The 26,886-nt window shown below is 62.1% G+C and carries 24 protein-coding genes; 10 read left to right on the forward strand and 14 right to left on the reverse strand.

Annotation, left to right across the window (positions count from 1 at the left end; genetic code table 11):
* Positions 1 to 3: 3 nt before the first annotated feature.
* Entirely contained in the window at positions 4 to 858 is an 855-nt protein-coding gene (gene purU / locus H7F51_RS14345) for a formyltetrahydrofolate deformylase (protein WP_185664996.1), read from the reverse strand.
* A gap of 191 nt (positions 859 to 1,049) precedes the next feature.
* Positions 1,050 to 2,432: an aminomethyl transferase family protein gene (locus H7F51_RS14350; protein ID WP_185664997.1), complete on the reverse strand. Its 1,383-nt coding sequence runs from the start codon at positions 2,430 to 2,432 to the stop codon at positions 1,050 to 1,052.
* A 229-nt stretch (positions 2,433 to 2,661) separates the two neighbouring features.
* Here H7F51_RS14350 and H7F51_RS14355 point away from each other — a divergent pair, with 229 nt between their 5' ends.
* Positions 2,662 to 3,408 (forward strand): GntR family transcriptional regulator, encoded by a 747-nt coding sequence (locus tag H7F51_RS14355; RefSeq protein ID WP_185664998.1) that lies wholly within the window; start codon positions 2,662 to 2,664, stop codon positions 3,406 to 3,408.
* A gap of 204 nt (positions 3,409 to 3,612) precedes the next feature.
* Positions 3,613 to 4,434 (forward strand): methylenetetrahydrofolate reductase, encoded by an 822-nt coding sequence (locus H7F51_RS14360; protein ID WP_185664999.1) that lies wholly within the window; start codon positions 3,613 to 3,615, stop codon positions 4,432 to 4,434.
* Between the two features lie 64 nt (positions 4,435 to 4,498).
* On the opposite strand, the gene H7F51_RS14365 is transcribed toward H7F51_RS14360, so the two are convergent.
* Both H7F51_RS14365 and H7F51_RS14370 read right to left on the reverse strand, forming a co-directional pair.
* Positions 4,499 to 6,175 (reverse strand): FAD-dependent oxidoreductase, encoded by a 1,677-nt coding sequence (locus tag H7F51_RS14365; protein WP_221774155.1) that lies wholly within the window; start codon positions 6,173 to 6,175, stop codon positions 4,499 to 4,501.
* The gene (locus tag H7F51_RS14370; protein WP_185665000.1) at positions 6,175 to 6,753 is read right to left on the reverse strand and encodes a gluconate 2-dehydrogenase subunit 3 family protein; all 579 of its coding nucleotides are present in this window, start codon (positions 6,751 to 6,753) and stop codon (positions 6,175 to 6,177) included. The genes H7F51_RS14365 and H7F51_RS14370 overlap by 1 nt, the downstream gene beginning before the upstream one ends.
* A gap of 169 nt (positions 6,754 to 6,922) precedes the next feature.
* Here H7F51_RS14370 and H7F51_RS14375 point away from each other — a divergent pair, with 169 nt between their 5' ends.
* From H7F51_RS14375 to H7F51_RS14405, 7 genes are all read left to right on the forward strand, one after another.
* Complete coding sequence (locus H7F51_RS14375; RefSeq protein WP_185665001.1) at positions 6,923 to 7,930, forward strand: LacI family DNA-binding transcriptional regulator; 1,008 nt, start codon at positions 6,923 to 6,925, stop codon at positions 7,928 to 7,930.
* Positions 7,931 to 8,116: 186 nt separating this feature from the next.
* Positions 8,117 to 9,052, forward strand: a complete 936-nt coding sequence (locus H7F51_RS14380; RefSeq protein ID WP_221774156.1) for an amidohydrolase family protein — start codon at positions 8,117 to 8,119, stop codon at positions 9,050 to 9,052.
* Between the two features lie 93 nt (positions 9,053 to 9,145).
* A complete protein-coding gene (locus tag H7F51_RS14385; protein WP_185665002.1) occupies positions 9,146 to 9,532 on the forward strand; it encodes a C-glycoside deglycosidase beta subunit domain-containing protein in 387 nt (128 codons plus the stop codon).
* A gap of 8 nt (positions 9,533 to 9,540) precedes the next feature.
* Entirely contained in the window at positions 9,541 to 10,626 is a 1,086-nt protein-coding gene (locus H7F51_RS14390) for a TIM barrel protein (RefSeq protein WP_185665003.1), read from the forward strand.
* Between the two features lie 19 nt (positions 10,627 to 10,645).
* A complete protein-coding gene (locus H7F51_RS14395; RefSeq protein WP_185665004.1) occupies positions 10,646 to 11,953 on the forward strand; it encodes an MFS transporter in 1,308 nt (435 codons plus the stop codon).
* 22 nt (positions 11,954 to 11,975) lie between these two features.
* On the forward strand, positions 11,976 to 14,144 hold the full coding sequence (locus tag H7F51_RS18840) for a TonB-dependent receptor (RefSeq protein ID WP_185665005.1): 2,169 nt from the start codon (positions 11,976 to 11,978) through the stop codon (positions 14,142 to 14,144).
* Between the two features lie 122 nt (positions 14,145 to 14,266).
* Positions 14,267 to 15,460: an MFS transporter gene (locus H7F51_RS14405; protein ID WP_185665006.1), complete on the forward strand. Its 1,194-nt coding sequence runs from the start codon at positions 14,267 to 14,269 to the stop codon at positions 15,458 to 15,460.
* Positions 15,461 to 15,483: 23 nt separating this feature from the next.
* Here the strand turns inward: H7F51_RS14405 and H7F51_RS14410 are convergent, their stop codons facing one another.
* The 7 genes from H7F51_RS14410 to H7F51_RS14440 form a co-directional block, all read right to left on the reverse strand.
* Positions 15,484 to 16,929 carry an MFS transporter gene (locus H7F51_RS14410; protein ID WP_221774157.1) on the reverse strand — a complete coding sequence of 482 codons (1,446 nt, stop codon included), beginning with the start codon at positions 16,927 to 16,929 and terminating at the stop codon, positions 15,484 to 15,486.
* Between the two features lie 51 nt (positions 16,930 to 16,980).
* On the reverse strand, positions 16,981 to 17,271 hold the full coding sequence (locus H7F51_RS14415; protein WP_185665007.1) for a DUF2218 domain-containing protein: 291 nt from the start codon (positions 17,269 to 17,271) through the stop codon (positions 16,981 to 16,983).
* 105 nt (positions 17,272 to 17,376) lie between these two features.
* Positions 17,377 to 18,600 carry a lactonase family protein gene (locus tag H7F51_RS14420; RefSeq protein WP_185665008.1) on the reverse strand — a complete coding sequence of 408 codons (1,224 nt, stop codon included), beginning with the start codon at positions 18,598 to 18,600 and terminating at the stop codon, positions 17,377 to 17,379.
* Positions 18,600 to 19,739 (reverse strand): sugar phosphate isomerase/epimerase family protein, encoded by a 1,140-nt coding sequence (locus H7F51_RS14425; protein ID WP_185665009.1) that lies wholly within the window; start codon positions 19,737 to 19,739, stop codon positions 18,600 to 18,602. The genes H7F51_RS14420 and H7F51_RS14425 overlap by 1 nt, the downstream gene beginning before the upstream one ends.
* Positions 19,740 to 19,742: 3 nt before the next feature.
* Positions 19,743 to 20,210, reverse strand: coding sequence for a C-glycoside deglycosidase beta subunit domain-containing protein (locus H7F51_RS14430; RefSeq protein ID WP_185665010.1), 468 nt, complete (start codon positions 20,208 to 20,210; stop codon positions 19,743 to 19,745).
* 43 nt (positions 20,211 to 20,253) lie between these two features.
* A complete protein-coding gene (locus tag H7F51_RS14435) occupies positions 20,254 to 20,604 on the reverse strand; it encodes an MFS transporter (protein WP_185665011.1) in 351 nt (116 codons plus the stop codon).
* A gap of 154 nt (positions 20,605 to 20,758) precedes the next feature.
* Complete coding sequence (locus H7F51_RS14440) at positions 20,759 to 22,426, reverse strand: GMC oxidoreductase (protein ID WP_185665012.1); 1,668 nt, start codon at positions 22,424 to 22,426, stop codon at positions 20,759 to 20,761.
* A gap of 450 nt (positions 22,427 to 22,876) precedes the next feature.
* On the opposite strand from H7F51_RS14440, the gene H7F51_RS14445 reads away from it, so the two are divergent.
* Positions 22,877 to 24,121, forward strand: a complete 1,245-nt coding sequence (locus tag H7F51_RS14445) for an ROK family transcriptional regulator (RefSeq protein WP_185665013.1) — start codon at positions 22,877 to 22,879, stop codon at positions 24,119 to 24,121.
* Here H7F51_RS14445 and H7F51_RS14450 read toward each other — a convergent pair.
* From H7F51_RS14450 to H7F51_RS14460, 3 genes are read right to left on the reverse strand one after another with little or no spacing between them, the layout of a single operon-like run.
* Positions 24,118 to 25,392, reverse strand: a complete 1,275-nt coding sequence (locus H7F51_RS14450) for an MFS transporter (protein ID WP_343061299.1) — start codon at positions 25,390 to 25,392, stop codon at positions 24,118 to 24,120. The two genes, H7F51_RS14445 and H7F51_RS14450, sit on opposite strands and share 4 nt — an antisense overlap.
* The gene (locus tag H7F51_RS14455; RefSeq protein ID WP_185665014.1) at positions 25,346 to 25,972 is read right to left on the reverse strand and encodes a DUF4142 domain-containing protein; all 627 of its coding nucleotides are present in this window, start codon (positions 25,970 to 25,972) and stop codon (positions 25,346 to 25,348) included. Before H7F51_RS14455 ends, H7F51_RS14450 begins: the two co-directional genes overlap by 47 nt.
* A 48-nt stretch (positions 25,973 to 26,020) precedes the next feature.
* Complete coding sequence (locus tag H7F51_RS14460; protein WP_185665015.1) at positions 26,021 to 26,878, reverse strand: dienelactone hydrolase family protein; 858 nt, start codon at positions 26,876 to 26,878, stop codon at positions 26,021 to 26,023.
* Positions 26,879 to 26,886 lie beyond the last annotated feature (8 nt).

Genomic DNA, 26,886 nt, shown 5'->3' on the forward strand with positions numbered 1-26,886 from the left:
GGTTCAGGCCTTAAAGACCACAGTGCGGTGCCCGTTTTGGAAAACCCGGTCCTCGAGATGGTAGTGAACCGCAGTCGCTATCACCCGCCGCTCGATATCGCGCCCCTTGCGAACGAGATCCTCAGGCATGTCGGAGTGGCCGATCGCCTCAACATCCTGATGGATGATCGGCCCCTCGTCGAGGTCGGCCGTGACGTAGTGGGCAGTCGCACCGATCATCTTCACGCCGCGGTCGTAGGCCTGGTGATAGGGCTTGGCGCCCTTGAAGCCGGGCAGGAACGAATGGTGGATGTTGATGCAGCGGCCCGAAAGGAACGCGGCAAGGTCGTCCGAAAGAATCTGCATGTAGCGCGCCAGCACCACAAGCTCGGCGCCACTCTCGGTCACCACCTGCTTGATCTGCGCTTCCTGCTCCGGCTTCGTGTCCTTCTTGATCGGTAAATGATGGAACGGGATGTCGCCGATCAGAGAAGTCGTCATCACCTCGCGCGGGTGATTACAGATGATCGCCACCACTTCCATGTTCAGCTCGCCGATCCGGTAACGGTACAGCAGGTCGCCCAGGCAATGGTCAAACTTGGACACCATCAGCACCACCTTGGTTGGCACGGAGTTGTCGCGGATCGACCATTCGAGGTTAAGTTCGGCGGCAAGCGTGCCGAAGGCAACGGTCAGGGCTGTCATATCGACGCCCTTACCGGCGGTGAACACCACGCGCATGAAGAACCGTTGGTTGGCCGCATCGTTGAACTGCTGGGCATCGGTGATGTTGCAGTCGCTCTGAGCCAGAAACCCGGCAACCTTTGCCACGATGCCGGACTGATCGTCACACTGGATGCGAAGCGTATAACTGGACATGGGTCAGTTCCTAGAATGGGGCGCGGACGGGTCCGGACACCGGACAACGCGCAGCCGCGCAGGCTCGGCGGCACGAATGCACCGCCACGCCTCAAAGCGCAGGAAGGTGCCATTTCCCGGGAGGACCGGGATCGCATCCCCGCCGCCGGGCCGGATTGCCCGGCACCGGCAGCGGTGTGCGACGCGAGACCTCAGGCGGCTGTGTTGAGGTAAGGGCGATACCCTTCGCGGATCTTCGAGGGGACCGGGCTGGACGCGGCGACCGCGCGGACCGTGACCTGCTTGTGACGTTCCACCAGCGGCCGGTTGGAACCGCCACCCGGCTCACCCCAGGTCAGCTCAACGGTGTCGCCTTCCTTGACCACGCTGGGATCCAGCAGGGCCAGCGAGATCCAGCGGCGCACGTTCGAGCTGTAGACCACGTAGGTCGAGAAGCCGGGGACCAGCTTTCCGTTCACCTTCACTTCATCGAACGGGAACGTGGCGAAATAGGCGGCAGGACCTTCCATCCACTTGGCGCGATCGTCGCCTTCGTTGAACTGCGAGCGGAAGATGTCGACGACATCGTCGTTGTCCCAGATCAGCGTCATCTTTTGCAGGTGCGGCTCGTCCTTCTTGGCCAGCAGCGCGTCACGACCGACGAAGTCGTGGTTGAAGTCCACGAACTTGTAACCGGCGTCCCACGGCGTGATGTAGTAATCCTCGATGTTGTCCGAGGTGAAGCTGCCGCCCAGCGAGGCACCCGCTTCAAAGCCGTGTTCAGGCAGCCACTTGCGGTAGTCGGCCAGCTTGGGGTCCGAATAGACGGCAGGCAGCACCGATGCGAACCAGCCGCTCTCGGTCGAGGCGGTCGAATAGGCGCGGGCGCCGCCCTGCAGCAGGCCAAGATCGCGGCCAGCGGCCAGGATCGCGGCACGGACTTCTTCAGCCTCGTCAGCCGGGCCGATCAGTTCCAGTCCGGGCGCGCCAGCCATGCCGTGCTTAAGCGCCCGTACGTTACGGCCGCAGATCTTGATCTGCCCCATCGAGAAGAACTTGATATCGTCGATCGGGCCGCCGTTGAGCTTTTCGAGGATTTCCCAGGCCTTGGGCCCCTGAACCTCGAAACGGTACGAACGACGCTTGGGATGAGCGGTGTTGGTGGTGCGTTCATCGCGCTCGACCACGACGTCATAGCCGCCGGCAACGGCGTTGTACTGCACCCAGTTCGGGATGTGAGGACGCCCCACGACGTTAACGCGGAAATCATCGAGGCCGAACAGCACGGCATCGCCGATCACGTGACCCTCGTGGCTGCAGCAGACGATCTGCTTGGCCTTGTTGCGACCGAAGTTCTTGTAGTTGTTGATCGAGAGGTCCGACAGCAGACGCACGGTGTCCGGCCCCTCGACATAGAGGTCGGTCATGTGGTGCGACTGGTCGAGCAGGACGGCCGTGTTGTTCCAGGCCTCGACCTCGTCGCGCCAGTTGGAAAACTCCGCCGCCACCGGGAAAACGTACTGCCCGATCTGCGAATTGCGCAGCATGTTCAGCGCGCCACCCGAACGATCGATCTTGTCCTGCAAACTGGCCATCTGGATCACTCCCCAAGGGTTCGTAACGATTCCCCGACTCATTAGAGCATTCGCGCCAGAATGGCAACTTTGGTATCCCATTTTTGCGCATTACGTCGCTATCTTGGCTATTTTTCGGAGTTTAGGATACTATTTTACACACCTTCACGACCAAGCCGCTCGCCCCCAACACGGATCTTGGGATCCAATCAACGTTGACAAAGTGCCACGATTGGCTTCTCGTCCAGCCATGAAAGGTTCCCTCGAAAACACGCTGAAAGAGATGATCCTCCGCGAGGAGCTTCGTCCCGGCGAACGCATCACCGAAGCCGCCTTGGCCGACCGCCTGGGTGTATCGCGCACACCGGTCAGGAACGTGCTCCCACGCCTTGCCGCGGAAGGCTTCCTCCAGCCGGTGGGCAAGCGGGGCTTCGTCGTGGCCGATTTCGGCGAGCGGGAGATCTACGACGCGCTCGACCTGAGGTCCGTCCTCGAAGGCTGGGCCGCCCGCTCACTGGCCGAGGAAGGCGCCAGCCCGGAAATTTTGCAACAACTCGAGGATTGCCTCGCCTGGGGCGACCGGCTGTTCGAGAAGCACCATCTCGACCTCGATGACGAGCGCGAATACGGGATGATGAACGAGCGCTTCCACCAACTCGTGATCGATGCCTGCAATTCCACGCTTCTCCGGTCATTCATTGACCGGCTCAACAACGTCCCCTTCGTCGCCCCTTCGGTTATCGTGTTCGATCAGGTCGGCCTGCGCGCGGCCTTCAACATGTTGCACCGGGCCCACGGCTTCCACCACGCCATCGTCGATGCGATCAGGAAGCGGGACGGTAACCGTGCGGAGTTCCTGTTCCGTGAACATGCCGACCACCAGCGCGTCAGCATGTTCGAACGAAGACGGGCGAATCAAGGCGATCAGCCCCCGGCCGCCACACGATCCAAACCCAAGCGGCAACGCAAACCTAAAGCGGCGGAGCCTCAGGCCTAAGCGCGACAGAACGCATTAAAGGGACACATTTTTACAGATCTTAACGCATGTATAGCATTATCTCTGTATTTTGGGATACATTTCTGGTAGAAGCTCAGGCAACAGCAAAGCCCGCGCCACCGCATCGTGGCCGGCCAACTCGCGGAGTGCCTGACGTTGAGACCCATCGTCCATCCCAATTGGCTCAAGGATCACGATTCCATCATGGAGGGGTATTCCCTTGAGGTGACCTCGAAGGATATTCCCGCGCTGACCGAAGCCACCGGCAAGATCTGGCGCGAATGCCCCATCGCCGTCCCCTACCTGCCGGGTGAAACCTACGAGGCACGGATCGCCGCGGCCAAGTCGGTGCGCGAGCTCGGGTTCGAGCCGATGCCGCACTTCTCGGCGCGCCGGATCGAATCCCGCGAGGAATTCGAAACCTACCTTGAGGGTGTCGTGCGCGAAGCGGGTGTAGAGCGTTGCTTCGTCGTGGCCGGTGATCCCTCGACGCCTGCGGGCCCCTTCTCTGACAGCTCGTCGCTGATTGAGACCGGGGCTTTCGAGCGGGCGGGGATCAAGGTCATCGGCGTCGGCGGCCATCCAGAGGGACATCCGGTAATGTCAAAGGCCGAATGCTGGGATATCCTCAAGAGCAAGTGCGAGGATATCGAAGCGCGCGGCATGGCCCCGCTGATCGTCGCCCAGTTTGCTTTCGATGCGGACGCCATGCTGGCCTGGCTCAAGGAGCTGCGCGAGCGGGGGCTCGACTACCCGGTGCGCGTCGGCGTGCCCGGCCCCGCCGGGATCAAGACCCTTGCCCGCTTTGCCGCCGTCTGCGGCGTTTCCGCCTCGGCATCCGTTCTGGCGAAGTACGGCATCTCCCTCGGCCGCCTGATCGGCACGGCCGGTCCCGACAAGTTCGTCGACAAGCTCGTCGCCGGCCTTGGGCCCGAGCACGGTCGGATCCGCCTGCACTTCTACCCGTTCGGCGGCGTTTCCAAGACGGTCGAATGGATAGAAAACTACCAGCAGACCAAGGGCTGATGCCCCGCCGTGGGGCACCGGACCCCGGTGCCCCACACCCCCAAGACCAGCCGCCCGGGAAGCGTCAAAGCTTGCCTTCCTGCGCCATCGAAACCGCAGCCGCTGCCGCCCGCGCCGTCAAGGCCATGTAGGTGAGCGAAGGATTGCGATCCCCGGTCGAGCACATGACCGAACCGTCGGTCACGAACAGGTTCGGCGCCTCATGCAACTGGTTGAATGCATTGACCACCGAGGCCTGCGGATCGTGACCCATACAGGCTCCGCCCATCTCGTGAATTGACGAGCCCGGCGGCGCAATCTCGCGATTGGCACTAAGGATTTCACCGCCCAGCAACTTCATCATGCCCATCAATTCATCGAAGGCGTGCCGCGCGGCCTTCTGCTCGTTGTCGCCATAGCGCAGGTCGATCCGGGTCAACGGCAGGCCGTGCTTGTCGAGCTTGTCATGGTTGATCGAAATCCGGTTCTCGCGGCGGGGCAGTGCCTCGATCACCGTCCCCATCGTGATCGCCCAAGGGCCTGGCTTGCGCAGCGCCTGCTTGAAGCCGACCCCTACCCCAGCGATTTCCCCGCCACGGTTCCAGTTCATCCGTTCCGAGCGGCCCCAGAACGAATAGCCACGCAGGAAATCGGTTTCCTGTCGGTCGATGTTGACGAAGCGCGGAATGATCACCTGATTAGGCTTGCGACCAAGGTACATCGCCTGATCGAGCCCCGGAATGGTCGAGGTCGCGCCGACCTTGTAGGCATGATCCATGATGTAGCGGCCCAGGACATCGCTCGAATTGCCCAGGCCGTTCGGACAAGACTCGGAGACCGAACGCATGAGGATGCCAACACTGTCGTAGGCCCCGGCGCACAGGAACACGATGCGCGCGGTGCGGATCGATCGCTGGCCGGTTTCGCCATCGATGATGCGAACACCGGTCGCCCGGCGGCTCTGCGGATCGAATTCGATGGATTCCACGATGCCGTTGTGCAGCTGGGTCAGCCGTCCCGTGGCCACGGCAGCCGGGAGGGTCGAACTCTGGGTGCTGAAATAGGCTCCGAACGAACAACCGCGTGAACACCAGTTGCGATACTGGCAGGTTCCACGCTCGCCGATGGGCTTGGTCAGGTTGGCCGTTCGCCCCGGGATAAGTCGCCGGTCCCGGTAATGCGCCTTGATCAGGTCCGCGAAATGCTGTTCGCCGGCATTGAACCCCATCGATGGCTGGAATTTCCCATCCGGCAGGATCGGCATGTTCTCAATCGTGCCGTTAACGCCGATGAACTCCTCGACATGGTCATACCATGAGGCCAGATCCTTGTAGCGGATCGGCCAATCGATGCCGTGCCCGTCGCGGACGTTGGCCTCGAAATAGTCCGGAGCCATCCGGTAGGACTGCCGCCCCCACATGATCGAGCGGCCGCCGGTGTGATAGCCGCGAACCCACTGGAAGTTGCTTTCAGCCGGGGTTTCGTAGAGCTCCTGCTCATCATCCACAAAATAGTCGGCATTCCATTCGTTCAGCCGCGCCACGCTCTGGACCCGCTTGGTGGTGCGCTCGGCCTTGGGATCGCCGTAGCCCTTGAATGGAAGGTCCCATGGCGAGGTCCATTCGTTCTTGTATCCGGCTATGTGCGCAAGCTCCGGCCCACGCTCGATCATCAGGACCTTGAGCCCACGCTCGGTCAGTTCCTTGGCCGCCCATCCGCCCGTGATCCCCGAGCCCACCACGATTGCGTCGAACTCCGCCATCACCATGCCCCTCCGTGTCCCTCGTTCGACCGCGCCCGATAGTCGGCCGGCATGACGATGTTTTCAGACGTTCCGGCGGCAGGTTCGTAGACCAGTTCCTGAGAAGCGCCGACTTCGCTGGCGTAGTAGCCGGCCACGATGGCGGACTTGATCCGGCGCCAGGCCGCCTCGGCGCCGAGCGGATCTGCCGGGCGGCTCGCATAGGCCGCGCGGTCCAACCCGGTCAGGAGGTTCAGCTGCACATTGACACTCTTGCCCAGGAACATCCCCTGCGCGTCCCCGTCAAGGCGGGCCATGACCCGGTCGAGCATTTCCGGCTTCAGTCCGTGCATGCCTTCGTCGAGCGCCATCAACACGAATGCCGGAACTCCCGCGGCAGATGCGCCGGGCGTGTCGGTGGCCGGAATGGTCAGATCGCAAAGCCGGTCGGCAAAAGCGAATCGCGGATCCCGACGCGTCGCACCCTCCTGGGCACGCGCGACGGCGATCCAGCCCGGCTGCATCATCAATACCGCCAGCGCACCCGCCGCGCCGAGCAACGCGCGCCGATCTGTTTCCAGCTGGCTCAGCTCAGTCATCCTCGTTCTCCCGGATTCCGAATTCGGAATTCTCTGTCTCAGCCCTGCGATGCAGGCGCGATGCTTGACGCAGGCCCCGTTCCGGCGGAGTTGCAGGAAGAGCTTGCGAGCCTATGATTCCATAAACTACAAGTCGTGTAAACGTTCTCATAACAATGGTGCAATTCAAATGTCGACGATCATCGATGTCGCCCGCGAGGCGGGAGTTTCGTCAGCCACGGTTTCGCGGGTGATGAGTGCGCCGCACCAGGTGGCGGAGGGGACGCGGGCGCGGGTGCTGGCGACGATGGCGCGGCTGGGCTACACACCGAATATCGCGGCAAAAACGCTGCGCACCCTGCGCACGGATAAGGTGGTCGTGGCCGTGCCCGACATTACCAATCCGTTCTGCGCACAGTTCATTCGCGGGGTAGAAGAGGCGGCGAGCGCGGCAGGCTACGCGGTGCTGCTGGGAGACACCCGCTACGACAAGAACCGGGAAGAGCAATATGCCATGATGGTCCGCCGGCGCGAGGCCGATGGGCTGATCCTGCTCGGTCACGGCACCCCCACCTGCCTTAGGGAAGTGCTTGACGATTCGGGACGCCCCCTGCCGTTCATCAACGCCTGCGGATTCAGTCCGGATCCCCGGATTCCGGCTGTCCAGATCGACAACCTGCACGCCGCAGCCGAAGTGATCGAACACCTGGCGGACCTTGGCCACAAGCGGATCGGCATCATTTCCGGCCCCCGCGCGGCACCCAACAGCAAGGATCGCATAACCGGCGTGCACTCCGTCCAACTCGAACGACCGGACCTCGAAATCAGCGCGGTCGAAGGCGACTTCTCGATCAATTCGGGATTACGCCGGACGCTGGAACTGCTCGATTCGCCCAACCCGCCCACGGCGATCTTCTGCCTCAGCGATGAAATGGCAATGGGCGCGCTGGCCGCCTTTCGCGAGCGAGGACTGACCTGTCCGCGCGACATTTCCCTCGCCGGATTCGACGATATTGCCTACGCGCAATACATGAACCCGCCGCTGACCACGGTGCGCCAACCGATGGAATCGATGGGGCACGAGGTCTTCCGCATCCTGCACGACTTCCTGACCGGCACCCCCAGCCTGGTGCGGCGCGTGACCCTGGCCCACCAGTTGATCGCCCGAGAGTCGACCGGGCCTGCACCGAAGGCCTGAAAAACCGAGCAAAACAGCGCCTTCTGCTGCAACCCCACTGCATCGGCACTACAACGCCAACGCAATGCGGCCGGGCGGAGCGCGGAGCGGCTTGACAAAGACAGGTATCGTTTACATAAGAGTGATGTAAACGACTACATAATGTCGCCGAGAATGACCGATAAGCCGAATCATTCGGCAGGGCCATTGACCCACTTCATCCTCGGCGAGGGAGAGACGACGATCATGAACTCAGCCGCGCCATTCAGCGCCAATGCCCCAGCGAATGCCATCGAGGCGGAGCCGCGCGTGATCGTCGATGCGCAGATCCACCTCTGGCTGGAGTCGCGCCCCTATCGCCCGTGGGTCCCGGGCCGCAATGCGCAGCTACCGGAACCGTTCACTTACGAACGCTACCTCGCCATGCGCGAGGGGTCGGGAGTCGACCGGGCGATCATCGTCCCGCCGTCGATCGAAGGCATCCGCACCGATTACGCGCAGGAAGCGGTCAACAAGCACCCGGACGTGTTCCGGATCATGGCGCTGATCGACCCGACACGCCCCGACCTCGCCGCTGCATTCCCGCGCTGGCGCGAACAGACCGGTGTGCTGGGCATCCGCATGGCCTGCCCGGTCGAGCATCCCGAATGGCTGCTCAACGGCACGACCGACTGGATCTGGCCCGCGGCGGAAAAGGCTGGCCTTCCGATCATGTTCCTGACCACCGGCCAGTTGCATCTGTTCGACACCATTGCCGAACGGCATCCGAACCTGCCGCTGATCATCGACCATCTCGGCGTGTCCTACGCCGCCTTGCAGCAGGGCCTGTTCGACCAGACCATCGATGCGGCGGTAGCCCTGGCGAAATATCCGAACGTTTCGATCAAGCTGTCTTCGCTGGGACTGTTCTCGCGCGAGGTGTGGCCTTGGCGCGACCTCGACGACACGATCAAGCGCCTCTTCGACGTCTACGGGCCGGAGCGCTGCTACTGGGGCACCGACGTGACCGCCTCGATCGCGCGGTCGGAAGCGACTTATCGCCAGCGGGTGACCCATTTCACCGAGGAACTCGGCTTCTTCTCGGAGTCTGACCTCGACTGGATCATGGGCCGCGCCATCCTGAAGCGGCTCGACTGGCAATGAGCGGTGCGGCGGTCGAACCGCCGTACCGGGAAAAACGATGGGAAATGCGACCGGGCAGAGCAGCCCGGCGCGGATAGGCTGAGGAATCTTGCCATGTTGGAAAAGCACATGGTCGTCACCCGACACTTCAACAACGTCTATGACGACGGGGTGGCCACCGGCTTCAGGCTGGGCGTGCGGATCCCCTATTACCGGGGGGTCTGGCTCGCGGTCATTTCCCGCTTCGAGCTGACGGTGGACGGCGATGCCTTCGCCCCCGACACTCTGCGGGTGGCCTACAAGGGCGAGGAGTACTCGATGGAGGAACTGGCCGTGGCCGAGACCGTCCACTGGGACTTCGGCGATGTACTGACCCTGATCGCACCCAAGGCTGGCGGACTCGACCCCGGCCTGCATCGGGTCGAACTGGCTCTGACGCTGTTGCCGGCCTTCACCACGATTGTCGGGCGCACCGAGCGCGCCCTCACCCTGGTCCAGTGAGACACAAGATGACCCCGACGCCAGCCGCCACCCCTGCGCCCGCGCCCCGCATCACCCGCGGCGTCAGCTTCTACAGCTATCAGGAAGAATACTTCACCCGGGCCATGACCATGGAAGACTGCATCGAGGAGGTTGCCTCAATGGGCGCCACCGGCGTGCAGCTCATTTCCGAGCAAATGATCCCAAGCTATCCATATCCCTCCACCGCTTGGATCGACAGCTGGTTCGCGCTCATGGACTGCCACGGTACTACTCCCACCGTGCTCGACACCTACTGGGACTTCAACGTGGGCGGCCATCGCAGCCTCGACCTCGACGAGGCGCTCTGCGTGCTGACCCGGCAGATCGGCTTGGCCAGCGAGCTGGGCTTTTCCGTGCTGCGCCCGACCGAGGGCAATCCGCAGCTGTTCAAGGTGACTGACCTGATCGAGCGCGCCCTGCCGATCGCCGAGAAGCTCGACATCCGCATCGCGCCGGAAATTCATTCCCCGGCCCTTCTCAGCGGGCCCAAGGTCCAGTCCTACCTCGAGACCATTCACCGCTCCGGCACCCGGCATTTTGGCTTCACGCTCGACATGTCGGTGTTTCAGGATCGCTATCCGCGCGTGGTCCGCGACCGGCAGATCCGTGACGGCGTGCTGCGCGAGGCTGTGGCCGTGGCCATCACCGACACGCACGAAGCCGGAACGCCGCGCGACGAGGCACTGGCCGCCGCCAAGGCGATGGGCGCGAGCGATGCCGAGCTGCGCTTCTTCAACGCGGTCCATGCGATCGCCTTCGAGCAGAACGTGGCGGACCTGACGGATTTCCTTCCCCACGTGATGAACGTCCACGCCAAGATCCTCGAGATGACTGAGGACATGACCGAGTATTCGATCCCTTACGAGAAGGTCATTCCCGCGCTGGTCGCCGGGGGATACAAGGGCTCGATCGACACCGAATACGAGGGCCAGCGCCACACGCAGGACGCGCTGCAGACCGATAGCTGTGAACAGGTGCGCCGCAACCAGCTGCAATTGCGCCGCATGCTCGGAGAAATCCCGGCGGACCGGAATGCGCAGGCTACGCGGCCTGCCGCCTGCGGCGCCGCTTGAAGCAGAAGGCCGACCGACCATGACCGTCGCTCTCGCCACCGACAGCCACGCCGTCCCCAAGACCGGCCGGCTGGTCTATAGCCGCCTCCAGGGCATGATGTTCCTGCAATATGTGGCCGCCGGAGTCTGGCTGGTCCCGCTCGGTTCCTACATGAGCAAGACGCTGCGCTTCGACGGGATCATCGGCGCGGCCTACGGTATGGTCGGCCTCGCTGCAATCGCCTCAAGCCTCATCGTCGGTACGATCGCCGACCGCTACTTCCCGGCCCAGAAGGTCCTGGCCGCGCTCTCCTTCATGTCGAGCATCACGCTGTTCTGGCTCTCGACCATCGACCATGCGCAGGGCCTGTTCCTGATCGCGATGCTGACCCATTGCCTGTTCTACATCTGCTCGATCCCGATTGGCGTGACCATCGCGATGAACGCGCTGCACGAACCAAGCCGGGAATATCCCGGCGTGCGCGTGCTGGGATCGACCGGGTGGGTCGTCGCCGGGCTCATGATCGGGCTGTGGCCCGGCGCCGGGCAGACCCGCATCCCGATGCTGGTCGGATCGGTGACCTATATGATCCTCGCGGTCTATGCGCTGTCCCTTCCGCCGCGGCCACCGCGGCCGAGCGCGGAGCGGCTGACCGTGACCGCGATCCTTGGCCTCGACGTGCTCAAGCGCAACCGCGACATGGTATTCTGGGTTTTCATGAGCCTGATCCTGGTCATGGTCATCCCGAAGAAGTTCTACGACAGCTACCTCAACAACTTCCTGGTCGAGAAGGGCATGAACGTCACCCTGCTGGGCCTGCGCTTCGAGCCGACGGCGATGCAGGCGCTGGGCCAGGCAGTGGAGATCGTGACTATCCTGGCGATCCCGTACCTGATCGCGCGGATCGGGATCAAGTGGGTGATGGTGCTGGGCATGGTCGGCTGGGTCACCCGCTTCCTCTTCTTCGCCTACGGCTTCGAGGGGCACGAGGCGATCAAGCCACTGATCCTGACCGGCATCCTGCTGCACGGTGTCAGCTACGACTTCCTGTTCACTTCTGGCCAGATCTGGCTCGACAAGCGGTGCGACCCCTCGATCCGGGCGCGGGCCCAGTCGTTCTACTGGTTCATCCTTTCCGGCATGGGCGTGGTGATCGGGGCTAATGTCGCCGGCTTCGTCTACGGGCTGAATACCTACTCGCCGGTCCATCATGACTGGACCGCAGTCTGGCTGGTTCCTGCCGCGATCACGCTTGGCGCCATGGCCCTGTTCATCTGGCTATTCGACGACCGGATCAAGCTTAGCGCAAGCTCAGCGCAATCCGATCAACCTGCATCTCAAGCATAATAACCGACCTGAGGGGACTGACATGAACACTTACCGCATTGGCATCTCCGCCCTGGCGCTCGCCTGGGTTCTGCCGACCGTTGCACAGGCGCAGGAGCAGGCTCCCGCTGAAGCCGGCACCAAGAGCGCCGGGCTCGAGGAAATCGTCGTCACCGCTGAAAAGCGGACGGTGAACGTGCAGAAGACAGCGATCGCGATCGACGTAATGACCAGCGAAAAGCTCGCCAAGAACGGCGTCACCGACATTTCGGCGCTGCAGGCCATGGATGCGGGCGTGCAGATCGCCCAATCGGCCAGCGCGACCTTCGTGACGGTGCGCGGCGTTTCGGGCCGTGACGCCACGGAAATCGGAGATCCGGCGGTCGCGATCAACGTCGACGGCGTCTTCCTTCAGCGCCCCAACGGGATGAACGCTGCCTTCTTCGACCTCGACCGGATCGAGGTACTGCGCGGGCCGCAGGGCACCCTCTATGGCCGCAACGCCACCGGCGGCGTAGTAAACATCATCTCCAAGCGGCCTAACTTCGACCTGGGCGGCTATGCCGCGGTGACCGTTGGCAACTACAAGACGGTCAACGGCGAAGGCGCGATCAACGTACCGCTGGGCGACAGCCTGGCGATGCGCGCTTCGTTCACCAGCCGCAATCACGACGGCTATCGCAATAACACGCTGCCTGGCAGCGCGAACGAAGAGCGCGGCGACGACGAGAAGACCAAGGGCGCGCGCCTGCAGCTGCTGTTCAAGCCCGACAACCACTTCAGCGCACTGCTTTCCGGCACCTACATCGACCAGGGCGGCAACGGCCCCGTCGGGGTCGGCTACATGACCTCGCGCCCGCAAGCGCCGACGTCGCCCAGTGAGGCAGAGACCTTCCCGCTAAGCGAGCCGGGCGTCTATGGCCTGGTCCGCAAGAACCTGGTGACCGAGCTCAACTACGACTTCGGCCCGGTCAAGGCGACTTACCTGTTCGGCTTCGCCGGGCTCGACCTCGACCATAAGTACGACATCGATGGCACGGCGGGGCAATATGGCACGCAGGCCTATGTCTTCCGCCGGGGCGAATATTCGAAGGACTACAGCCACGAATTCCGCCTCGCCTCGAACGGCAATGGCCCGTTCACATGGCAGGTCGGCGCGTTCTTCTACAAGCAGAACCTCAAGATCCGCTCGTTCAACACGGTCATCTACAACGGTCAAACCATCACGCTGCGTAATTTCAATTACGACGTCGAGGTGAAGTCCAAGGCAGGGTTCGGTCAGGTCTCGTACGCCCTGACCGACGACCTGAAGGTCAGCGCGGGCGTGCGCTTCTCCGAAGACACCAAGCAGCGCACCGGCTTTACCCTCAACGGGCCGAGCCTGACCGCGACCTGGACCACGCAGCCGACCCTGAACCGGGTGGACGAAGGCCCGGGCAGCAAGTCGAAGGACACCGACACCTCGTGGCACCTGGGGATCGACTACCAGATCTCACCTTCTAGCTTGATCTACGCCAAGGCCGACAAGGGCTATAAGTCGGGCGGGTTTACCACGATCAATGCCTATGGCCCTGAAACGGTCAAGGCCTACGAGATCGGGGCGAAGAACCGCTTCCTCGGCAACACCCTGCAGGTCAACCTCAGCGCCTTCATCTACGACTATACCGGCCAGCAGGTCAGCCAACTCACGCCCAACGGCACTCAGGTGCTCAATGCAGGCCGGTCGCGTGTCAGGGGCGTCGAGGCCCAGATTGATTGGCGCGCCACGCCGAACGATACGATCGATCTTTCGGTCAACTACCTCAATGCGCGCTTCCGCGAGTTCGCAGTGGCCTCGGGTGGGGTGAACGTCAACCTGGCCGGATACCGCCTGGTCCAGGCGCCCGACTGGGCCATCTCGGGAGGCTACGAGCACTCGTTCGACCTGCCTAACGGCGCAACCCTCGCTCCGCGGGCGCAGTTCCTCTATCGTTCGGAACAGTACCTGACGTTCTTCAATCGCCTGAATGATCGCATGCGGCCCTACGCGACGGTCGATCTGAGCGCGACCTATACCTCGCCGGACAAGAAGTGGAGCCTGCAGGCCTATGTCCGCAACCTGACAAACCAGGTGGTAGTTACCTCCGCCAACATCGGTTCGTTCACCGGCACCAACCTCTACCAGTTCGCAGCACCGCGCACGTTTGGCGGCCGCCTGCAGGTCAATTTCTAACGACCAACGCCTTCACGCGAAGCAAGGAAGCGGACCCGGGAAAATTCCCCGGGTCCGTTCCGATCGCCAATTGCCGGACCAAGATCGGTTTCCAGCAGAGAATCAGCTTGCGAGTCACAATCATGCGATCCCGTACGCTTGCAGGCCCGGTTCTTTTCGCGACCATTTTCCTCGCTGGTCTTTCGGCATCGGCGATCGGGCCATATCGTGGCATTGTCGCCATCAATTACCTCGGGATGTCGAACTCTCTGTTCGCGACGGTGACAGCGATCAGTTCGATCGGCACTGCCGGAGTCTCGCTACTCTTGGGGCATTTTTCTGATCAAATCCATGATCGCCGGCTTGGCGTACTCCTGTGCGCTACCTTTGCTGGATTGGCATATGCCCTGATATTCATCGTTCGATCAAAATTCAGCTACGTGGCGGCGTTCTGCGCGATACTGCCGTTGGGCGGCGCGCTGTTCTCACAAAGCTTTTCCTTTTCGCGCGCTTACATGGAGCGAGCGAGGCCGGGCAGCGCGCAATTTTTCATGTCAGCGTTGCGGACGCTATATTCGTTGGCTTGGGTCGTTTCTCAGGCGCTCGTGGGCTGGATCGCCTACCGGTATTCCGTGTTCGGTGTATTCGGCGCAGCCATGATTGCGCAGATTGCATTGATCGCAGTCTTCTCGCTGCTTTTCCTGATCCCGGAAACAAAAGTGGGACGGGTCGCGCCCCTCCCCATCCAGTGCGCCCCTTCCGGCACGTTGCCATTCGATCGCCTCGTCGGCATCGGCGGAGTATCTCTGCTGCGGGCTTCCGTGTTTCTGCACTCGATGACCCTGCCGCTGATCCTTACCGGCCCATTCCGTGGAACGCTGGCTGATGTCAGCCTCGTTTCCGCGCTCTGTGCTGGCCTTGAAATCCCGTTCATGTTGGCGTGGGGTTACGCCGCAGGTCGGTTCGCCAAGGAATGGATCATCATCGTCAATGCCCTGCTCTATGCAGCCTACCTGCTCCTCGTCCATTTTTCGCACTCGGTGCATGATGTGCTGTGGCTACAGGGGCTCAACGCCTTGGCGATGGCAGGGCTGGTCAGCATCCCGATCAGTTATATCCAGGAATCGATCAAGGGACGCGTCGGCCTTTCGACTTCACTATTCGACCTGATGGTGGTTGTAGCCCAGATCATCGCATCGATCATCTTTGCTGCGATTCCAAGCGAGGACAACTTCCTCACCGTGCTGGTCGCAGGCTCCGGGATCAGCCTCGCCGGAGCCCTTGCCTTGGGCTTGAGTATGAAAATTCAACCTGAGGCGCTCAACTCCGAGAATTAGAACGATGGATCTGGCCATGTTCTTCACCGCGACTGGCGCACAAACTCAATGCCTGCGCCCGAAGGCAGTCGAATGGCGTCGAATAGACCGAACAAGGCGACCAGCGCCATCAGGATGAAGCCCGCTCGATAGGCATCCGCTCCGGCGTGGGCATCCCACCCGCCCAACCCCAGCGTGGCCAAACGGACGCCGAATGCCGCAAAAGCGATCCCCGCCGCTGAACTGATCTGCAGGACAGCATGAAACAGACTGTTCGAGTCTTTCATCATGGACTTGGGAATGTCAGCAACGGTCAATGTCGACAGAGTGGTAAATTGCAAAGACCTTGATGCTCCTCCGAACAGCAGCAGCGCGATTATGACCCATTCTTCGGTGTGGAGGGTCAGGAGTGCACACCCCGCGATTGATGCCGCAGCCAAAACCCCGTTCACCAGCAAGATGCGCTTGAACCCGAAGCGCTTGAGCAGGGGCGTCGTGAACGCCTTCATTCCCAGGTTTCCAAGGAACACGAACAGCACGAGAAATCCGGAACGGGCAGGGTTCATGCCGAATCCTTCCTGAAACTGCAGCGGCAACAGGAAGGGGACGCTGCCAATCGCCATCCGGTTGATCGAGCCACCTCGGATCGATGCCAGATAGGTCTGCGCGTTGAGCGCGGACAGATCGACGATCGGCTGCTCGGCTCGGCGCAAGTGCCGCCACGATGCCCGCGCGAGCACGATCCCCACGCCAATCAGCGCCACTCCGATCGATGGGTCGGACGCGACCATCCACTCGAGGCCTGACAACAACGCTACGGTACATCCGCCAACCAGAAAGAAGCCAAGACCGTCAAATTTGCGCGGGCCGTCACCTCTCACATCGGGGATCAGGATCAGGCTCACGGCCAAAGCGACGATGCCGATCGGCACGTTGAGGTAGAAAATCCACCGCCATCCCCAGTGCAAGGTGATAAATCCGCCGAGCGGCGGACCAAGCAATGGAGCGGAGAGCGCTGGCCAGAGTAGTGCTGACATGCGCCGCAGCAATTGCCCGCGCGGGGTAATTCGCATCACCACGAGCCGTCCCACCGGCACCATCATAGCGCCTGCGAGGCCCTGAAACCCGCGCAGGATTACAAATTCGAGGACGCCATCAGCCGCTCCACACAGCGCCGAACTTACCGTAAACAGCCCGATTGCCGACGTGAAAATCACGCGCGCACCGAAACGATCGGCAGCCCACCCGCTAATCGGGATGAACACGCCCAAAGCCAGCAGATAGATGCTCACGCCAAAATTCAGCTCGATCGTGGAGCTGTGGAACGAGCGCGCCATTGTGGGCAAAGCGGTCAGGATGACAGACCCGTCAAGCATCTCCATGAACAGCGTGGTCGTGATCAACGCCATAACCAGATTCAAGCGGAGACCTGAATACTCGCCCCCCTCCGAGGCAACGTGATCGTCGGAGCGGTTTACGCTCTCAGCCATGGATTCTCCCCAGCGCTTCGATCGTCAGGGCAATCAATCGAAGCTTCTGCTTCAAAGGCTCCACTGGAAGCTCAACGGCGCCTCGCGGAACGCAAAACGATCAAGATGACGTTCGATCACCCCGCGCATCGTTTCGTTCTCGGCGCCGTCTGCTGTCGTCAGGGTTACGACGATGCCGACCTCCAGAGCCTCCATCGAAGCGCGACTCGTGTCCGAAAATGGAAACTCGGCCCGGCCGTCGTTCCAGGTGGCTGCCATGCGGTGGCTCCAGTGGCTGACCAGTTGCTGGAGATACCGGCTGGCCTTTTCACAAGGAGCGAAACAAGTCGTGGTAACAGGCATAACAACCTCTTTGTTGACCCCGCGTCAATTGCGATACAGGCGCCGTTGCAACGGGCACGGGCACGCACCAGGACAACAACTGGACAAGATTCATCGCCTTGGCGATTACAGCCTCATTTCTTCGCGCGGCGCATCAAGTTCAACGATGGTCACATAGGCCGGATCGGGTACATGGATCTGACCCAGCCATGTCAGGGCTCCGCTTTCACCGCAAACAGCATAGCAGCGCACCAAATGTGCGGGACGATCGGCCACGATAACGAGGTTCCCGACAGGATCGAAGATGAAACTGCGTGCAGCCAGACCGGGATGGACTGACTGCGCCAGCGTCACCGCTCCAAGCCGTTCCAGCTTGCCCTCGGCATCACTGCGGAACCAGGCCAGTGTGTCCTCGCCGCGATTGTTGACGTAGACTAGTCCGCCAGACGGATGGACGCGAACTTCGGCCGGCTCGTTCCGGCCCGAATGGCTGCCGGAAATCGTCGAGACAACGTCGATCAACTCATACTGCCCTGTTTCGGCATCGAGCCGAAGCGAGGCCAGCTGCGACGAGAACTCCAGCGTGACGAAAGCCAGACCACTCACCGGATCGAAGGCGATGTGGCGCGGACCCGTCTCGGGATCGAACTGCAGCGAAGAAACCTGCTCCAGCTTGCGTCCCAGCCGGAACACCTCGATCCGGTCAGTGCCCTTGTCGCAAACGGTGACGAAGCGACGGCTCGGATCGATCACCGCGCAGTGGGCGTGCGGGTTGGACTGGGCGTGCCCCCCGTTCTGTGGCGAGCGGTTGGGATCGGTGCCCTGCCCCGTAAAAACGTGAACGTCCGCGATCCCGGCAACCGAGCCGTCGGACGCAAGATCATAGGCAACGAGGGTGGAATCGTCATAGTCGTATTCGACGCCCCAGCTCCCATCGGGCTGTCGGACCACCTTTTCGACATGATGGAAGTCGCCGTGGTTGGCGCTGAACAGCAGGCCCTGCCCCGCATCGTGGTCGAGAAAGGTCGGCCGGGGCCCCGGTGCGATCTGCGAATTGCGCCAGGTAAGAGCTCCGGTCGGGCAATCGACCGACAGCGCGTGGACTGCCGCCGGCAGGTCCACCGGTCCGCGCCCGTCGGTCTTCCGTTCGTCGACGGCATAGAGCGTCGCCGTCTCGGGCGCATAGACCAGATAGCCGGCGTCCCTGGGCTGGGGAGCGTGATCCAGCGGGGTCAGCGCCCTGCCACCCGCTGTCACCTCGAACGCGAAGATTCCGCCCCCCTTCGTTCCCGGCGCAACGCCATAGGTACCGACATAGGCGACCAGCCGCTTGCCATTCGCTCCCGCCATTACTGCGCCTCCGCCGGGATGCCGACACCGGTCAGGCGGCGCAGCATCTCGTGGTGCCGGCGGACCTGATCGACCTCGTCCATCATCTCGGCGCGGGTTCGGTCCTGGAAGTAACGCTGCCCTTCGTATTCGCTGTTAATATAGCCGTCGAAACCACCCTTCACGAGAGCGCCGATGGCCCCTTTGTAGTCGATCGCGATGTCCTGATACTGGCCGGGTCGGCCCGGAATTTCCGACATGTAGTTGAACTTGCCGTGGCAGCTGATCACATGCTTCGCCAGATCGCGCATCGTCTCGAGCGAGGTGTTGGACTGCATGATGGCCTCGGCCACAACGATATAGTCGAGTTCGCCCGGGCGCGGCACGCGCTCCTCGGCGAACGCTTTGAGCACCGAGAACACCGCCTTCATCTCAGGCACGCAAGTGCCGTCATTGATGAACTGCTTGAAAGCCACCCGCAGGTTGCCGGCAGTATGATTGATGATGTCGCTGAGATCGAACGGCGCCGATCCGCTACGCAGCAGGGCCGACAGGTCGACCGAGGCGGCGCTCGCCTCTGCTTTCGCCCCGCGCCGCTCATATTGAGCCAGCAGAACCTCCGAGGGACGGAAGCCGAAGATGCCGAAATCCGGAACGATCCCCATGTGCTTGGTGCCCGTGCGCTCGATATGCTCGATGATCTCGCTGACCTGCTGGCCTTCGAGGCGCATTGGTTGGTGGATCTCCTTGCCCAACCGGATGTCGAGGTTCTCGGCCAGCGGCAGGGCCCCGGCCATGACATCGAACGGGCAGGCCGAGAGCACTCGCACGTTGGCAAATCCGAGCCGCTTGGCGAGACGAATGTCGCGTTCGAGGCGCTCGACCGCCTCTTCGGTCGACATCACGTGATCGCGAAACTGGAGTACGTCGAGTGCGACGTCCATCGTGACCGGCACGGTGCCGTACCGTTCCATCCAGCCATGCCACTGGCGCACGAAGTCCTCGCCCGGATCGGGATAACGCAGGCTCATCTCATCGACGATCTCGATGCCATCGGCGCCGGGGAGGTTCTCACCCACTTCGCGGATCTGGTCCTCAAGGGTCAGCTCCTTGAAGAAATGCGACTGCTGGTAGCTGTAGAGCGAAACGCCAAGCTTCATGGTTCAGGCCTCCACGCCTTCGTTCAGTTCAAGGTGATAGGTAATGACCTGGGGCGTCTTGTCCGATCCGGCACCGGTGCCGGTCTTGGGCGGAGCCTTCACCCATTCCTCGTCGGTCGACAGGTAGCCGTAGGCGGCGATCACACACTGCTGGAACTGTATCACGTGCGCCCCAAGAGCCAGCCCTCCCGGCTTGGCGACATGCAGGATCGCCTCGTCGTCGTAGTCCCAGTGCTCCCAGACGCAGCCCTTGATCTCGTCAAAGCCGCGCGGCGGCTGGCCATTGACCTCGAAGGTCTGGACCTCGCGCGGATAGTCCACCCCATCGACCACCAGATAGTAGCCCGTGTGCAGCGAGAGAAACACGCCGCGGTAGTTGGCGATACGCACCGCCATCGAAAAGCCCACGACCTCGCCATCGACGATGTCGTTGCGAAGGCTGTCGGAACGGATCAGGTAATTGTCGAACATGATATAGGTCCGTCGTTTCTGGAGTGTCGCGAAGGAAAAACGGTCAGTGTGTGGGCGGGCTGCCCCCGGGGTGCTGTGCCACCGGCCGGAACAAGGTTGCCCAGACCAGGGCCGTCACGAGCGCAAGACCGATGGGCACAATCCACAAGGGGGCCCACGCCGCCGCGCCAAGCTCACCGCGCGGCAGAACGCGAGCCGCGAAGATCGCGCCGGCAATGCCTGATCCGATCGCCTGTCCGAAGCCGGAGAGCATCAGGGTCAGCCAACCCTGCGCCTGTGCCTGAAGGTCGGCGGGCGCGACCCGCGCGATGTACATCGCGGCTATGATGATGAAGGAGTCGTTGCAGATGCCATGCAGCGCCACGCCTGCAATCGCATATCCCACCTCAACCACGCCCCGAACACAATGAACTCAAGCAGCATCATGATGCTGAGCCGCGCCGGGATGGCAAGGCCCGGAGGCGCGTGTCGCGGATCAATCCCCGAGGACTGTTCGTTTGGACCAGGCGCGAATGCTGCCATTGTTCGCTTGCCTTGCTATCGCGGGATCATAACGCGCCGGCGGCCAGTTCGGCCGCAAGATGCTCGGCGGCGCGACTGCTCATCGCCATGACGGTCAGCGTGGTGCCTGCGCATCCGCTGGTCGGGAATGCGCTCGCATCGGCGACGACGACGTTGGGTGCATCCCAGACCTGGTTGAAGTCGTTGACCACCGAAGTGGACGGATTGTCGCCCATGCGCGCGCCGCCCGTCTCGTGAATGCAGGCGCCCAGGCTCATGCTGCTCTTGAAGTTCAGGCGGAACAGCAGGCGGCTGAACCAATCTGCATCGGGGAAGGCCCCTTTGCCGTGTTCCTGCAGATCAAGGTAGGAGCCGACGAACTCGGTATCGAGCCCGGCATTGCTGCACATCTCGTATATCGCCTTGGACTGCTCTCGAACCATGGCGATCTCGTTCGCGCGCATCTGGATGTCGATGTGCGGGATCGGCATCCCCCACTGGTCCTTGCGAGAACGGTGCAGCGTGATGCGATTGTCGGGATGGGGAAGCATTTCGCCGAATCCCATGATGGCAAATTTGGCCGGTTTGGTGGGCGGGGTATAAAGCCGCCCCACGGTGCCCTGATAACCGAAGCCGCGGCGGAAGCTGGTGGAAGTCACCGTGTCGAGGTTCTCATAGCGGGGAATGTAAACCCCGCCGGAGACCCCATAGAATGGATCGGGCGGCACGCTGTCGTCCTGCTCCGAGCCGGTCCGCCCTGGCACGGTGCCCATGATCATGTTCGGGACCTGATCCATGAAGTAGCGGCCGAGGTTACCCGAGCTGTTGCCCAGCCCGGTCGGGTGCCTGCCCCCGGCCGAGTTGAGCAACAGCCGCACGGATTCGATTGGCGAGGCGCAAACCATCACCGCACGGGCATGAACCGTCTCGACCCCATGCGTATTGCGGTCGACAAATTCCACGCCGGTAGCCTTGCCGGTCGTCGGGTCGGTGAGAATCCGCCTCACCACAGCGTCCGATCGAACAGTGAGCAACCCACTGTCGATCGCAGCGACCAGCGGCTGGGGAATGCGCTTCGGGTTTGGCGGCATGTAACGCCACGTCGTTGCGTGGCGCTCGGGCCAATGCGCTTCGGTGGATTCCTTAAACGATCGCTCAGCCGCAGTCAGCTTCGCGGGGCCGGCAAACTTGCTGTCCGGCAGGTTAGCGATGTGCTCGGGACAACCGCGCAGTTCGAGCATGGCTTCGACACGCTCGTAGTACGGCTCGAGGTCGGCATAGGAAATTGGCCAGTCCTGGCCCTGCCCATCGCGGCTTGCAGCCTTGAAATCGAAGTCCGACCAGCGAAGCAGCACCCGACCGTAAACGTGGAGGCGCCCTCCCAATTGCTTGCCGCGAATCCACAGGAAGGGCCGGTTGCGCGGCGTGCTGTAGGGGTGTTCGCTGTCCTTGACGAACAGATGCCGCTGCTGCTGGCCGTAGAACGCCACTTTCGACTGAATGGGTTGTCCCGTCACGGCTGCGCGTATCCGTGCCCACAGCTGGATGCCCTTTTCCTTGGGCCCTGCGCGGTTCACTGGAAAATCATCTTGCGTTATCGTTCGACCGGCCTCGAGCAGGAGGACCCTGACACCGCGCGACGTCAGTTCGTGTGCGGCGAAACTTCCCGCAGCTCCCGATCCGACGATTATCACGTCATGCATATTCGCGCTCATTCCGGACCCCTGGCTTTCGCAATCAGTTCGAGGCGTTTCGAGGAAAATCCCCGCAACGGTGGGCGATGGAGGGGCTGGAACCGCTCCGGCCGCGCAACTCATGGACGCCTGCATATCCCGCAGGCATTTCGAGTCCGGACGGGACAACTTTACGCAGTCCACCTTCACACCCGGCGCGCGGATCAGAACACCCTCGCATCCTTACACCCAGAGACATCCCTATCGTTTTTCATTTCCACAATGCAATGAGTTTATTCTTTCCTTTTAGAATGATTATCGATAGATTTGCCGTCGATAGATAGGATTCATCGGCCGTCAGCGCTTGACATTGTGTCATTTGCAGCGCTGCCTGCCGAACACACCCACCTCTCTCTTTCCCTTGCCCCAACGACAAGGCAGATGGAGAGGTGACGGGATTGACCATTCACTTGCGCGGATTCAATTGGCCCCATGACGAAGACCGGAAATGTAGAAAGGCAGGCTTCGCGGCGTGCGGATCGCGCAACAAACATCCAGGGCATCCTGGACGCCCTGCGCGCAAATGGTCCATGCACCCAGGCCGAGATCGCCCGCATGACCTCGCTCTCGCCCGCGACCGTAAACAAGGTCGTGCAGGCCCTGCGCGACGAGGGCAAGGTCGAGTACAACTGGAAAAACCGGCGCGAAGCCCTTGTCTGCCTGTCGTCGGCGCGGGACTCACTGGTCACCATGCTGGTGCGCAGTTCGGCAGTCTACGCAACGCTCCTCGACTTCTCCAACCAGACCCGCATTGACCTTGCCAGCAGCGACCTGGAAACTTGGCGAGAACAGGAATCGAGCCCGGCCATGGCGCTGGACATCGCGAAGCGTTTGATTGCAGTTGCACAGGAACGCGGCTCACCAGTGTCGGGACTGGCGATTGCCATCGAAGGCCCCATTGAGGCATCGACCGGAGAAATCGCTCCCTGGGCATGGCGACGACTGCCCAAATGGAAGGGCATTTCTCTCAACCAGCACTTTTCAAGACACCTGCGCATACCCATCGTGATCGAGAACGATGCCAATCTTTCGGCGCTGGCTGAATGGACCTGGGGTGTGGGCCGTGGCTGCAACGACTTCCTGAAACTCACCTGTTGCGAAGGTGTCGGCGGCGGCTTCATCATCAATGGCAAGCTATACCATGGCGGGATGGGTCTGGCTGGCGAGATCGGCCACATGGTTGTCGAGGAAGGTGACGAGATCTGCTTCTGCGGCAATCGCGGCTGCCTCTCCGGCTTCGCATCGGAAAATGCGATCCTTGCGGTGCTTCGAGCGTCCAACAATCCCAAGAGCTCGCTTCAAGAGGTGGTGAACAGCGCGAAGCAGGGAGATGCTGCGTGTCAGCGCGTGCTCTACGAGGCCGGCGTGCACCTCGGTAAGGCCCTTGCCATCGTCGTGCGCGTCATCAGTCCGAGCGTGATCGCCATCGGCGGGATACTCGGTGCGGCCGGCGACATCGTACTCGATGGTTTGCGCTCGTCCCCTGACATCACCAATCTGCGCGCGATCGGACAATCACCGGAATTTCTGCTCGCCTCCATAATCGACGACGCGGAAATCCTTGGGGGCATGTCTGCCATACTGGCCGAGTTGAATCTCGGCGTCAGCACCCTTGCGCCGTGGATGCTCGAACCGCAGCCGCTGGCGCTCGCGCAACCAGCGGCCGCAATCGCTTAGTCGCCCAGTTCGCTGGCCGGAACGAGGTTGCGCACCATGAGATGCAGGACCAGCGTTCCGGCCAGGTAGGCGCCGGACGCAATGGCAAACATCGGATAATAGCCATAGCCATTGGTCAGTGACCATCCGGCGAACTCGATCATCGCCATGCCGCTGAGGTTGCCGCAAACCGAACCAAGCCCCGTCACGGTGGCAACGCGGTTCAGAGGAATGATGTCTGCGGTCGCACCGAAGATGTTGGTGACGAAACCATTGTGGGCGAACAGCGCAAGCCCGATCAGGAGAGCCGCCAGCCACGGACTGGGCATCGCCAGCGCCAGTGGCAGCGGCAAGATCAGCAGCCCGAAGATCACCATCGAGGTCTTGCGCGCCGTGTTGACGGTGAAGCCTCGACGCAGCAGGGCCGGGAACAGGAGCCCGCTGGAGATCGCTCCGCCCGCTGCCATGATATAGGTCAGAGCCACAGGCGCGCCGAGTTCTGCCTGACTGAGATGGAATACCCGGCTGAACAGGTCGGGAATCCAGAACAGCATGAACCACCAGACCATGTCGGCCAGCATCTTGGCCCCGGTGATCCCCCAGGTGCGCCGATCCCGGAGCAGTTCCCCAAATATCTGCCAGTTGTTCTGCGCCACCGGCGCGGCCTTTTGCACGTTCTTGAGGTGTCGGGTCCCCAGGAACCACAACCACACCCAGACAAAGCCGAGAGCACCAGTCATGAGGAAGGCCGCCTGCCAACCGACGAGAACCGCGATTACGGGGATCGTCAAAGGCGCGACGATGGCACCTATGCTAGGCGCAGCGGCAATGATCCCGAGGCCAAGCGAGCGCTCTTCGACCGGCAGATACTGGGCCGTCGACTTGACAGTGGCAGGGCCTGAAACGGATTCGCCGAGCGCAAGGACAATACGCGCCATGACGAACTCGCTGACCGTTGCCGCGGCCGCGTGCCCCATGCCAGCAAGGCTCCACAGGGCAACGGCCGCCCCATAGGCCACGCGAACGCCGAAGCGGTCGACCAACCAGCCCGAGAACAGCACTGCCGCGGCGGTGGCAAAGGTGAATGCCGAGCCGAGGTGCGCAAATTCCTGGTCTGTCCACGAGAATGTCGAGACGAGCGTCGGTTTGAGCAGGGCAAGCACCTGCCGATCAAGGTAACTGAGCGCAGTCCCCGCGAAAACCAGAGCGATCAGGAGATACCGCGAGCGAGCGCTGTGTTGTGTTTCAGCCGACGTTGTCATTCTTGGCACCTTCCGCACTGACCTGGGCATCGAGCAGGCCAGCGTTGTGATCCTTCAGCGGATCGGGGCGCTTCTGGCCCGGCCTGAACTCGTAGTGAGGCTTGGTCTCCGGGCCGTGAACGACGCTCATGAGGCCTTGGGCTGCCAGCAGATTGCCCCGGACGATCGGCAGGTTTCTTGCCGCGAACGCTTTCAACGCCGGATCGTCACCTTGGCGTGAATAGTTGTCCATCAGCGTCAACAGCGACTTCTGCACCGCGATCTGCGAGCGGACATACTTTTCATCGAAAAAGAAGTCGAACAGCCGCCCCAGTTCCGTGAGAGACTTGATCTGTGCCGCATTCAACGGAGCCGCTGCCTTGCCCGGCGCGGCCTCGCCCAGCAGGCCTTTCAACCGCTCGGCCTCCTTGACGCGGTAATAGGCGTAATATTCGACCTTGGTCTGGATCGAATTGGTGATCGCCAGCCGTGCGGCGGAAACCTGATATTCGTAGAGCTGCGACGCCGCATCAACGAACTGAGCAGGGCTTACCGCCTGTCCGGAAAAGTCCTCCGAAATGGAGGCCTCCTTCGTCTCATGGGAAACGCCGCAGCCGGCCAGGACCGGCAAGGCGGCCAGTGCGAGGGCAATGGAAGCTATGCGCATGCCGTTCCTCCTTCAGTCAAGGTAACGCTTGAGAAAGACGATGGTCCGCCGCCAAGAAAGCTCGGCATCGTCCTTCCTGTACCAGGTGGGGTCATAGTCGTTGGCAAAACCCCACTTGGCTTCGGGGTAAGTGTAGAACTCGTGGACCTTGCCGAACCGGGTCAGGGTCTCGTCAAGCTCCTTGGTGCGCCGGTAATGCGAGACGTCGAGCAGCCCGTAGTGCTTCAGGATCGGTGCGCGGATCAGCGGCACGGCCGTCAGATCGTTGAGATTGGTGTAGTAGGAGACGGCGGCCTGAAGCTCCCTGTCCTGGCCCACCAGTTCATCGACCTGATCGCCGCCCTTGCCGAAGCCTACTGCGCCGACCTTGCCGACGTCCGGGCGGCTGCGGAGATAGTCTTCAGCCTGGCGGATGAAGTTTACGATCTCCTGATCCTTCTGCTTCTCGCCCATGTCGTCGGCGAGCTTTTCGTCAGCGGGCTGGCCGCCGTAGGGCCCGAGGAAATCGGGGGCGAGCGTGATGAAGCCCTCAAGCGCGAAGCGCCGCGCAATGTCCTTGGTATGAGCGTTCATGCCCCGGTTATCGACCTGGATGACGATCGCCGGATAACGCTTGCCCTTCTTGGGCGGACTGACCGGCATAGCCAGATAGCCGGTCAGGCCATGCCAGCCGGGGATGGAGACTGTCGAGACCCGGACGCGGGGATCGTTTCCTCGCGACAGCGGCTTCCAGTCCGCCGGCGGCGGATTGTGCGTGGCGCGGCAGCAAACGGCCGGGTTCTTCCATGCATCCTGCGCATCGCTGCCAGCCGGGGCCTTGGCCGGCGCAGCAACCGGCTGTGCCGTCGCGCCGCCCGAAGCAAGGCTCATCGCACCGA

It is taken from the genome of Novosphingobium flavum, from assembly GCF_014230315.1.
Lineage (GTDB): Bacteria > Pseudomonadota > Alphaproteobacteria > Sphingomonadales > Sphingomonadaceae > Novosphingobium > Novosphingobium flavum.